The 10,390-nt window shown below is 44.3% G+C and carries 13 protein-coding genes; 11 read left to right on the top strand and 2 right to left on the bottom strand.

The features are described from left to right. The 5 genes from HF974_06940 to arcC form a co-directional block, all read left to right on the top strand. Nucleotides 1–1,905, top strand: a 1,905-nt coding sequence (locus HF974_06940) for an RND family transporter (protein ID MBC2698064.1), incomplete at its 5' end; no start/stop codon positions are given. Between the two features lie 30 nt (nt 1,906–1,935). Continuing rightward, nucleotides 1,936–2,166, top strand: a complete 231-nt coding sequence (locus tag HF974_06935; GenBank protein ID MBC2698063.1) for a hypothetical protein — start codon at nt 1,936–1,938, stop codon at nt 2,164–2,166. Nucleotides 2,167–2,169: 3 nt separating this feature from the next. Beyond that, nucleotides 2,170–2,583: a type II toxin-antitoxin system VapC family toxin gene (locus HF974_06930; protein MBC2698062.1), complete on the top strand. Its 414-nt coding sequence runs from the start codon at nt 2,170–2,172 to the stop codon at nt 2,581–2,583. Between the two features lie 74 nt (nt 2,584–2,657). Continuing rightward, nucleotides 2,658–3,989, top strand: coding sequence for a GTPase (locus tag HF974_06925; protein ID MBC2698061.1), 1,332 nt, complete (start codon nt 2,658–2,660; stop codon nt 3,987–3,989). Then, a complete protein-coding gene (gene arcC / locus HF974_06920) occupies nt 3,986–4,918 on the top strand; it encodes a carbamate kinase (GenBank protein ID MBC2698060.1) in 933 nt (310 codons plus the stop codon). The genes HF974_06925 and arcC overlap by 4 nt, the downstream gene beginning before the upstream one ends. 237 nt (nt 4,919–5,155) lie before the next feature. Here the strand turns inward: arcC and HF974_06915 are convergent, their stop codons facing one another. Together HF974_06915 and HF974_06910 are read right to left on the bottom strand one after the other, a co-directional pair. Further along, nucleotides 5,156–5,788, bottom strand: coding sequence for a TIGR02646 family protein (locus HF974_06915; GenBank protein MBC2698059.1), 633 nt, complete (start codon nt 5,786–5,788; stop codon nt 5,156–5,158). Further along, complete coding sequence (locus tag HF974_06910; GenBank protein ID MBC2698058.1) at nt 5,785–7,137, bottom strand: AAA family ATPase; 1,353 nt, start codon at nt 7,135–7,137, stop codon at nt 5,785–5,787. Before HF974_06910 ends, HF974_06915 begins: the two co-directional genes overlap by 4 nt. 377 nt (nt 7,138–7,514) lie before the next feature. Here HF974_06910 and HF974_06905 point away from each other — a divergent pair, with 377 nt between their 5' ends. The 6 genes from HF974_06905 (at nt 7,515) to HF974_06880 (ending at nt 9,601) form a co-directional block, all read left to right on the top strand. Beyond that, nucleotides 7,515–7,703, top strand: coding sequence for a hypothetical protein (locus HF974_06905; GenBank protein MBC2698057.1), 189 nt, complete (start codon nt 7,515–7,517; stop codon nt 7,701–7,703). Then, nucleotides 7,687–8,118: a type II toxin-antitoxin system VapC family toxin gene (locus HF974_06900; protein ID MBC2698056.1), complete on the top strand. Its 432-nt coding sequence runs from the start codon at nt 7,687–7,689 to the stop codon at nt 8,116–8,118. The genes HF974_06905 and HF974_06900 overlap by 17 nt, the downstream gene beginning before the upstream one ends. Nucleotides 8,119–8,368: 250 nt before the next feature. Then, a complete protein-coding gene (locus HF974_06895; protein MBC2698055.1) occupies nt 8,369–8,632 on the top strand; it encodes an AbrB/MazE/SpoVT family DNA-binding domain-containing protein in 264 nt (87 codons plus the stop codon). Beyond that, complete coding sequence (locus HF974_06890; protein MBC2698054.1) at nt 8,625–9,035, top strand: PIN domain-containing protein; 411 nt, start codon at nt 8,625–8,627, stop codon at nt 9,033–9,035. The genes HF974_06895 and HF974_06890 overlap by 8 nt, the downstream gene beginning before the upstream one ends. A 12-nt stretch (nt 9,036–9,047) precedes the next feature. Continuing rightward, nucleotides 9,048–9,266 (top strand): hypothetical protein, encoded by a 219-nt coding sequence (locus HF974_06885; protein MBC2698053.1) that lies wholly within the window; start codon nt 9,048–9,050, stop codon nt 9,264–9,266. A gap of 182 nt (nt 9,267–9,448) precedes the next feature. Next, the gene (locus HF974_06880; protein ID MBC2698052.1) at nt 9,449–9,601 is read left to right on the top strand and encodes a hypothetical protein; all 153 of its coding nucleotides are present in this window, start codon (nt 9,449–9,451) and stop codon (nt 9,599–9,601) included. Nucleotides 9,602–10,390 lie beyond the last annotated feature (789 nt).

Raw genomic sequence — 10,390 nt, 5'->3', positions numbered from 1 at the left:
AGTTCTGCTGCCGGAAGGGTAACAGAAAAAGAAGCTTCAAGCCAGGAAGCACTGCAGGCAGCATACGACAGCGGTATCCTGGAAGGGATCATACCCAGGCGCGACACTGCCCTTATCATTGTACAGGTGCCTGAACTCGAACAGCCGGGAGCTATTGCCGTTGATATGGAAAAAGCCATTGATTTCGTTGACCGGCCCCCGGGTGTGGCAGTGGAAGCCTCGGGCGGGCCCATGCTTGACTACCAGCTTGGGATGATCATGGGTATGAGCATGGGCATGATGTTCGGTGTGGCACTAATATTAATGATCACAATATTGTACATATTTTTCAGGACAATTGTCAGGGGAAGGTATCTGCCGTTTTTGCCACTCATGGCAGTCACCATTGCACTGGCTATGGCCTTCGGTCTCATGGGTGTGCTGGAAATACCCATGTCCATGATACTGACAGGATTTTTAAGTGTCTTGATAGGACTGGGTATCGATTACGGCATCCAGGTCATGACCAGGTACGAAGAAGAACGCTCAAAAGGACTGGGTGTGGATGAGGCCATCGAGGTCTCCATCACCCGCATGGGTAAGGCTGTGGGACTTGCCATTGTCACCACCCTTGTTGGCTTTAGCAGTATGTATTTCGCCAATATTCCAGACCTGGAATATTTCGGCATGGCCATATCCATAGGGCTTGTCCTGTCATATATTACTGCAATCTGGTTCATCCCTGCTGTCTTGAAACTGGTAGATAAAGGCAGTTCAGGGTACCAAAAACCTGCCCCAAATGCACTGGACAGGATTCTTAGATATACTGCCCGTAATTCTACAAAGCATCCTATATTTATCCTGCTGCTCGTTATCGGCGTGACCTTTTCAAGTGCAGCAATGTATCCAAAGGTGGATACACTTACAGATTTCTATCAATATTTCCCCCAGGATATCCAGGCCATAAGGTTCATGGAGGAAATGCGAGACCTGACAGGCGGTACCGATACTATTTCCCTTGTAATAAGGTCTGACGATATCACCTCCAGAAAAACATTGCAGGAAATGCTTACCCTATCCGATTATTTACAGGCACATGAACCTGCTGTGCAGCATACAGGCAGTCTGGCCTCAGTTCTGTCAGACGGGGACAGCCTGCCTGATAACCAGGATATTTTGCACCTGATAGATGAAATGGACCCTGCCAAGAGGCGAAAGCTGGTAAATTATCCGTATGCTACCCTCGGGGTCATCGACCTGACAGTGGAACACCTGGATGGAAAAAGACTGGATGATGCCCTTAATAATATTCACTCTTCTATAGAATTTATACAACCGGATATGGATATTACCATAACAGGAGAACCGTTACTGAACAATGAGATCGGCCATACCATGACCGACGGCCAGATACGTATGACTCTTCTTAGTTTTGTGTTTGTATTCCTGGCCATGTTCCTGATATTTGGGTCAGTAGTAAGGGCGCTTATCCCGATGGCCCCTATAATCGTGGTGATAGCCATAAGCGGAGCCCTGATGTGGATACTGGGCATCCCCCAGACCACCCTCAGTATCAGTACCAACAGTATCATCCTGGGCCTGGGAGTGGACTATTCCATCCATATCATGCACCGCTATAAGGAAGAAAGGGAAAACGGGGCCGAACCACGGGATGCTATCCAAACCACTATCTCACGGATAGGTAAGGCCATCGTGACCTCCGGACTGACTACATCAGGCGGGTTTGCCGCCATGATGCTGTCACCCTTCCCGCTGATGGTATGGTTCGGTATTATTGCATTCTCATCCATCCTGATGATATTGTTGTTGACCCTGACGCTGCTGCCAGCCCTGTTGATCTTACTTGACAGACCGGGGGTTAATTATTTGAATTACAGGATTTCATCAGACGATAATATTTTATGATGAGATGTTGATATTACATGTTGGTATATCATGTCATTCAAAAATGTACAGGTAAAACTGGAAGATTATGAATATTCAAGGCTGAAAAAAGTGGCTGATGAGAAACATCTCACATTAAAGGATGCTGTCAGGGAGGCTGTATTGTTCTGGGTAAGGAGTAAGTCAGGGCTTGACAAGGATGACCCTTTCTTCAAGACATCAGGGATGTTCTCAAGTGATGAGCAACTATCAGAGAAACATGACCGGATATACGAGGTATGAGGTGTGCTTTTCATAGACACTTCTGCATTTCTGGCACTGGCAAATGACAGGGATAGCTACTACAAAGCAGCCCAGAGCTTCCTGATGGATATGCAAAATGGAAAATTTAGGCCAACAAGGCTTATCACCTCAGATTATATCGTAGATGAAACTTTGACCAGGATCAGGTTCAAGGTGGGACATGCCCAGGCTGTCAACTGGGGGCAAAATATCCACAGTTCGAAAATTATTGAGTTGCGGAGAGTTGATGAAAGTGTCTATGAAGATGCACTGGTCATCTTTGAGAAAAATAATGACAAGCAATTGAGCTTTACCGATTGTACCAGTTTTGCATTGATGAAAAGCATGGGCATTAATGATGCTTTTACTTTTGATGAAGATTTCAGGAAAATGGGATTTAATATTATGCCAGAATAATTGAATATGTAAGAGCAAATATTATTACAAATATAACGAACAGCACGAGGAACGAACAGGATGAGGACAACTATATGAGTGAAAATTTAACTAAAGTTATAATAATGGGGGCGGCAGGTCGTGATTTCCATAATTTCAATGTATGTTTCAGGGACAATCCTGCCTACCATGTGGCAGCGTTCACTGCCACCCAGATACCAGATATAGAGGGCAGGACATATCCAGCCGTACTTGCAGGCGACCTGTATCCTGACGGCATTCCCATATACCCGGAAGCTGAGCTTATTGACCTGATACATTCGCACTCCATTGACCAGGTAGTATTCGCCTATAGTGATGTGCCGTATCATTATGTTATGTCCAAAGACGCAATGGTCAATGCCGCTGGTGCTGATTTTATTATGCAGGGACCCGATTCCACCCAGATAACGAGCAGCAAACCTGTGATATCGGTATGTGCAGTGCGTACAGGCAGCGGTAAGACCTCTGTGAGTAAAAAAGTATGCCAGATACTGCGAAAGCTGGGTAAGACCTCGGCTGTAGTAAGACACCCAATGCCATACGGGGACCTGGTAAAACAGGCAGTGCAGTGTTTTTCATGTTACGAGGACCTGGATGCCATGGGTACTACCATAGAAGAGAGGGAGGAATATGAGACCCATATAGATGCGGGCTGTACTGTGTTTGCAGGTGTGGATTATGAAAAGATACTGCAAAGAGCCGAAGCAGAGGCAGATATCGTGGTATGGGACGGTGGTAATAATGATTTTTCGTTCTTTAAACCTGACCTGAGCATTGTGGTGGCAGATCCGCACCGGGCCGGGGACGGGCTTACATATTACCCTGGAGAGATCAACCTGCGAATGGCTGATGTGGTGTTGATCAATAAGCAGGATACTGCGGAACTGGAAAAGATCGAGCAGGTGCGCCGAAATATTTTGGAGGTCAACCCGGGCGCCAGGATAATTGACTCGGCTTCGCCTGTCACGGTGGAGCACCCTGAGATGATAAGAGGAAAACGGGTGCTGGTGGTGGAGGACGGACCTACCCTGACCCATGGCGGCATGAAATACGGTGCAGGCACCATCGGGGCCAACAAGGCAGGGGCAAGGGAGATCGTTGACCCACGACCGTATACTGTGGGTTCCATCACAGAGACCTTCAATAAATATCCTGATACTGGGGCGCTGCTGCCTGCTATGGGTTACAGCCCCCAGCAGGTCAGGGACCTGGAGGAAACTATCAACCGGGTGGATTGCGATGCTGTGGTCATAGGCACTCCCATCGACCTGACACGGGAGATCAGCATCAATAAACCGGCTACCAGGGTGCGATATGAGATAAAGGAGATCGGGGAGATTACCCTGGAAACCGTAATAGATGAATTCCTCAGGGTGGGTGCTTGAGTCTTATTGTGGCTGCACTTGGCGGTAATGCCATTATCAGGCCCGGGCAGAAAGGTACAATTCAGGAGCAGTTCGATAATACTTTTGAATCCATGGGACATATAGCCCACCTGGTGCGTGCGGGCCACAGGGTGGTGCTGACCCACGGGAACGGGCCCCAGGTGGGTTTTATTATGGTACAGGTGGAGGCAGCCAGGGGTAAGGCGCCGTATATGCCTCTGAATGTGGATGTGGCCCAGTCCCAGGGGAGCATGGGATATATGATAGCGCAGAGCCTGATTAACCAGTTGAAGGACCATCATCTTGATATCAGGGTGGCGCCGGTTGTGACGCAGGTGCTGGTGGACCCGGATGACCCTGCGTTTGAACATCCCACCAAGCCTGTCGGGCCTTTTTACAGCAGGGTGGAGGCTGATGAGTTTGAGCGGTGCGGTCACATTGTGGTGGAGGACAGCGGGCGTGGCTGGCGGCGTGTGGTGGCCTCGCCTGTGCCTGTGGATATTGTTGAAGCGGAAGTGATCAGGGAACTGGTGGCGGACGGCGTTATTGTGGTTGCCTGCGGGGGCGGGGGCATACCTGTGGTTGAGGAGGATGGTGACCTGAAGGGTGTGGATGCTGTGATCGATAAGGACCTGGCTTCCAGTTTGCTGGCAGCAGTGATCGGGGCGGATGTGGTGATGTTCCTGACGACTGTGGATAAGGTTTCGCTGAACTATAATACACCAGGCCAGGTGGAACTGGACAGGTTGACTGTGGAGGAGGCACGGGTCTACCTTGCAGAAGGGCAGTTCCCGCCCGGGAGTATGGGTCCTAAGATTCAGGCGGCTGTGGAGTTTGTGGAGCAGGGCGGGGAGCGGGCGGTTGTGTGCAGGTCTGAGGGTGTGGTGGAAGCGCTGGAGGGGAGAGGGGGGACTGTGGTTGAGGGGTAAATCTCATCGTACAATAGAGGAGCATAAAAGATGATAATCCTAAAAAAACGCTATATACAGGCCTGTGATATTTGTCCAGGGTATACTAGTGACTACAAGATTGAGGGACTTATACTCGGTTAAAAAATAAAATATTTCCAACAATTTTCAGTCAAATTAAGGTTGAAAGGTAATAAATCATAAATTGAAATATCGGAATAAAAAATAAATGGCTCTCTTGTCAGCGTAATGTTCCTTCTATTTGACATTTTGCACAAATATGTAATTGATGGTTGTCCAGAATTCTCCAAACATTTCACCCGAGTTTTTTTTGAGGTAACCATTCACAAATCGAGAAACTTCCCCATCATCCAAGTCATTATCCAAAAATGGCTCAATTGCTTTATTGCGAAAGTCGTTCAATAATCCAATATCTAACTTCAGTTTTTCAATTGTCTTTGTTGCTGCAGCATCGAATTCATCGGCAGGTTGGATTTTGCCATCTGCAGTATAGGCAAAGCGTCCCTCAGAATTCGAATCTAACGGCGAAATAAGAAGGTCTTTATCAAACCAAGTGCCTTTTGAAATCCCACAATGTCGAGGTTCTCCCTTTTTCAATTGATCTTGGCAGGAACACAACATATTGGTGTAATTTAAAGTATCGACAGAGTTGTTGCTTTGAGGATTGAAATGCTCAATATGGGAATCATCATTGGTCAAACGACGTTCGCAGTAGCAACAAATATATCCTTGTTCCTTCATGAGAGAATCTTTTACTTCTTTCTTTTCTGGATTTACCAAGTCATCATAGGTTTTCTTCCATTCATAATCGTCAAGTGCCTTCCATTCATCAAAAAGGGGGGTATCCTGAACTTTAACAATATGCTTCATTTGCCGATCAGCTCTCTGCGTTTCATTAGGACTTCTGCTTTCACCAATTCAGGATCAGCTCCAATTTTTAGCTTCAACTTAGCAATCTTTTTTTGTGCATCTTCCTTATTTCCTGTGTCGATAGTTTTAAAAATACTGTCCAGTTCAGAAGCGACTTCTTCAGGCCGTGTTGTTTTCAGACCCATAAGATCTTCAAGTACCCGATCCACGTTTTTACCATATGACTCGTTTGGCTTATCCACCACAATGCCTAAATCCGTTTGTTTGAGAAGGAATAGACACTCTGGCTGCACATGGGTGATGACATGCGGCGAATGGGTGGATATTATAAATTGGCAATTAGGAAAAACATCCAACAACTTAGGTACAATCATCCGTTGCCATTTCGGATGCAGGTGCAGGTCGATTTCATCAATGAGAACAATGCCTGAACCTTCCAGCGGTTTAGTGGAATCAGGGTTTGCAATTGCCATTCGTCTTGCCAGATCCCCAATCATTGCTATTAAATTCAGTTCTCCACCAGAAAGTTGATTCACTGTTAAACGTTTGCCATTTTTCTCAACCTCCATTCGCAGAGGACTTCTTCGAACGGTGATATTAGAGAAATCGGGTAAAATTTTCGATAATGCATTCCGAACCGCTTCCAACTGTGGGTCAAGGAACTGAGAATCAGTTGGTTTGATAGGCACATTCGGATATTCTCGACTATATCCTCTTTCAAAGTCATTTATTTTCTTGATTCGCTCAAAAAAAGTCTCAAAATCCTGAAATTCCCTATACATTTCGTTTTCAAGGTCTTCCCTTACTCTGAACCACTCAAAAAAAGTTCTGAAATTTGCACCGGTGGTCAACGCATTGTCATAAGCTGTAAGCAGGTCAAAGCTATGTTGTCCACGTATCCGTAATGGAATATCCAACACAGCACGATTCACAGGGTAATAGACAAACAACGGAATATTAACTTTTTCCGAAGTTTCAGAAATCTGCTTTTGAATTGCTGTGACATAATCCTTTAGGTCATGTAGGTTGCTTTTGTCTTCTGAAGCTGCATGCCCTTTTCGGTTTTTCGCTAATTTCCACTCTATCGTTTTGCTATCGATTTCACTGGATAACTTAATGGATGAAGAAGATTTACCATTAGTAATATCATTTTCAGTAATTGGTCTGCCAGATGCACCTGGACGAATAATTCTACTAGCCGGCCATGAGAGCATGATAGCAATAGCATCCAGAACAGTTGACTTTCCAGAGCCGTTCACGCCAACAAAAACGTTAAGTTTCGGATTTAACTCTAGGGAAAGAGCTTGAGCATCCCGGAAGTTTGTCAAATTTAACTTTACAACTTTCATAACTATCATCGTTCCTGCATATTAGTGAACATCAGGTATCACTCAACTACAATCCGCCCCGTCTGCTGCTTTAAGAGATTGCTTCACTTTGTTTTGAATCAGCTTACTATATTTACCTTTAACTGTTATAAATTATAGGTCAAATACTTTTTATAATTATTTATAACTATGCTAACTGAATAGTCAATTTTTTTTTATTCTTGAGCATCCTCTCAATGTCCCGGATTTGAGCGTAGCGAAATCCAGGTCGTTGACGAAAACCCCATCTTCAACCCACCTACAACACTCAAAAACATTAAACCTAATAACGCCCAATATGCCATTATGCATAAAATTGCCAAAATAGATGATTTGGGAGAATTTCAATCCCTGCCAAAATGAGGGAAGCTCTCTGCCTGAACGAATCCACAGCAGTATACATAATAGACAGGAACGACGAACTCATCATACGCCCAATGCATACCAAAACTCCTGATGCTGTAAAGAAAATCTCTAAGATGAACCTCCCGGTAGACGATTGGGAGACCATGGAACAAGAGATAGAATCAGGTGCTGTCAGTGGATGAATATTTCATTGACACAAATATCTTCATGTATGCCGCTGGCAAACACCATGAATTCAAAGAGCCCTGTGTTGACATCCTATCTAGTATCCAGTCAGGAGAATTGAAGGCAGCCATTGATACAGAAGTGTTTCAGGAAATTATATACAGGTATCACCACATCAATCTTCCAGACAAGGGAGCAGACCTGGCATGGAGCATGATGGACCTGGGACTCAACGTGCTGCCTGTTACCAAAAAGGAGATTGAGATATCGCTGTACTTTTACCAACAATACCGGGCTAAAGGTGTGTTATCAAGGGATATCATCCATGCTGCCACAATGGTACAAAACGGGCTTGAGACAATCGTAAGTGTGGATAGACATTTTGATATTATCGAAGAAGTCCAACGAATGGCTCCATCTGATTTAATCTAATGTATTTCCTCCACTACTGATTTTTCACCGACAATTTTTCAACCGTTCAGGCTCAAAATACCAAAAATACAAACAGCGACAGAATCACAACAGTAACCAGATTCAACCACAAGCCAGCCCTGGCCATCCGGGGAATGATAACATAGCCTGACCCGAACAATCGTTTTGGGGGGAGTAGCCATCAACATTATGAATGCATTGATGAAATATTCCCTAAATACTTTATGCCATAATACCATAATGGTATATTATGGAAATTGTGAACATAGACAAAGCTGGCAGGATTGTAATTCCAAGCGCAATACGTAAGAAAATGAAGCTAAACAAAGGCTCCAAGTTACTCATAGCAGATGTTGAAAATGACCTTTTAATTATCAAAAAAATAAACATTGAAGAATTGGCGAAACAGCTTGAGAAAGACTTTAAAAATATAGACATTGATACCATAGTAGATAAGGTGCAAAGTGATATCAAAAAGAAAATCAAGAAAAAACATCCGTCAGTTTTTGGTTGATACAAATCTATTTATCGCAGCCGTTAAGAATACCAAAAAGGAAACAAAATCACTGAGATTACTTTTAGAACTGATTAATGATACAAATGTTATACTCATTGGTAATGAATTCTTGATTATGGAAATGGAAAAGTATGCAAAAGTCTTTGAGTCTGACAGTGGAAAAGTAATTATTCATAAATTAATAGACAAAATGAAGGTCGTAGATGTAGATGAAAAGTTTTTGCATATCTGCAAACCGTATTTTCCAGAAGATGAGTTAATAGATATCTATCACGCTGCAACCTGCCTTCAAGATGGTGCGATTTTAATCACTAATGACAAGCATTTTGATAAAATCAATACTGATAAAATTATAGAAGTTTGGAGCATAAGCAAAACTATTGAAGAATTTGAAATCTAAGAAGAAGTAATCATGTCCATCGAATTTTCTCTCTATGAAAAAAAGCTAATTAATGAAATTAAAGAGATAGCACAGGAATATCTACCGAATCTACTTGAGATTGTGCGGTTATTTCGTGAGAGTGTAGTGTTAAAGCCAGCAGAAGTCAGCTTCCACCAGGGTTGGAAAGAAGCGAAAGCAGGTGACACACGACCGGTGTCTGAATTATGGGATGGCATTGATGCCGAATGAGTCACCCGAACCAGTGCAAGTTGAGTTCACTCGAGAATATAAACGTAATCTACGGGCGCTTTTTTAAAAATATCGACATATTCGCTCTGACGTCCAGCCAGTGATCGACCAACTTCAAGCAGGTGAAGTCATGGGCGACCAAGTGTCTGGAACGCACTACATAAGCCCAAGGGGGGTCATCCATGAAAAAGAAATTTGATGCAGTAGAATTTCAGCGAAAAGTTCGTAAAGAGTTGGGTGGAAAGTATTTATCCAACCGTGAAGCGTTTCTCTGTGAACTTGAAGAAAAATATGGCGATTTGCAAAGAAAAAAGATTAGCGCGCACATCGGATAACATGATTTTAGCAGTAGCAACCGTTGCCAAATAGAACTTAGTAAGTTAATTGTATAAGAAGCCCGCCGCTACCTTGCAGAAGGGCAGTTCCCGCCCGGGAGCATGGGTCCTTAGACTCTGGCGGCTGTGGAGTTCGTGGAGCAGGGCGGGGCGCGGGCGGTTGTGTGCAGGCCCGAGGGTGTGGTGGAAGCGCTGGAGGGGAGAGGGGGGACTGTGGTTGCTAGGTAGTTGGTAGGGCGGTTAATCTGAGTCATGTGTATATAGTTGTGAAATGCTGGTGAAAATATTCCGTAAGTTATATATCAAAGATGATCAGAGGTAGAAGTAACAGGGTGCTCAGGAAGGAGTTTCCATATTTAAAGGATGCTGTGGTGATTATCTCAGGGCTTCAAATTGGTACTGTAGCTCTGTGGGAACTGGTTGGATTGTAGTGGAGAAATAAATCTCGTTATATAAATCATATGAGCATAACAGTAGGTAAATACGGAAAAATCGCCATACGTAGGCCTTGGACATTTGTTCGGGGTATACCGGTGACTGCAGGAGGTTTTTGGTGATCTCAATGGAAGATTGGATAACAATCAGTTTTTCAGAAACTTATCACAATAAAAATATATTTTAACATCAATGGCGCAGTCCCTGCCGCACCCAATAATACCCCAGGCCGCCGCCTGCATATAGTATTTTCCATCCCCCCTTCACATGTATAGTTTATGTCCTGACCCCTGTCCTTCTCACATCTATCCTCACAGGTATGCGCCGGGTAAGCGCTTCGATATGGCTGATCAC

It is taken from the genome of ANME-2 cluster archaeon (assembly GCA_014237145.1).
Classification (GTDB): Archaea; Halobacteriota; Methanosarcinia; order Methanosarcinales; family Methanocomedenaceae; genus Methanocomedens_A.
Note: the sequence above shows the minus strand (reverse complement) of the source record. Positions and strands in the feature narration are given on the sequence as shown.

Bases quoted from the DNA above. Each gene is read 5' to 3' on its own strand.
- HF974_06910 (MBC2698058.1), bottom strand. From the start codon at position 7,137: ATGAAAGTTGTAAAGTTAAATTTGACAAACTTCCGGGATGCTCAAGCT.
- HF974_06895 (MBC2698055.1), top strand. From the start codon at position 8,369: ATGGAAATTGTGAACATAGACAAAGCTGGCAGGATTGTAATTCCAAGC.
- HF974_06925 (MBC2698061.1), top strand. From the start codon at position 2,658: ATGAGTGAAAATTTAACTAAAGTTATAATAATGGGGGCGGCAGGTCGT.
- HF974_06905 (MBC2698057.1), top strand. From the start codon at position 7,515: ATGAGGGAAGCTCTCTGCCTGAACGAATCCACAGCAGTATACATAATA.
- HF974_06915 (MBC2698059.1), bottom strand. From the start codon at position 5,788: ATGAAGCATATTGTTAAAGTTCAGGATACCCCCCTTTTTGATGAATGG.
- HF974_06885 (MBC2698053.1), top strand. From the start codon at position 9,048: ATGTCCATCGAATTTTCTCTCTATGAAAAAAAGCTAATTAATGAAATT.
- HF974_06935 (MBC2698063.1), top strand. From the start codon at position 1,936: ATGTCATTCAAAAATGTACAGGTAAAACTGGAAGATTATGAATATTCA.
- HF974_06880 (MBC2698052.1), top strand. From the start codon at position 9,449: ATGAAAAAGAAATTTGATGCAGTAGAATTTCAGCGAAAAGTTCGTAAA.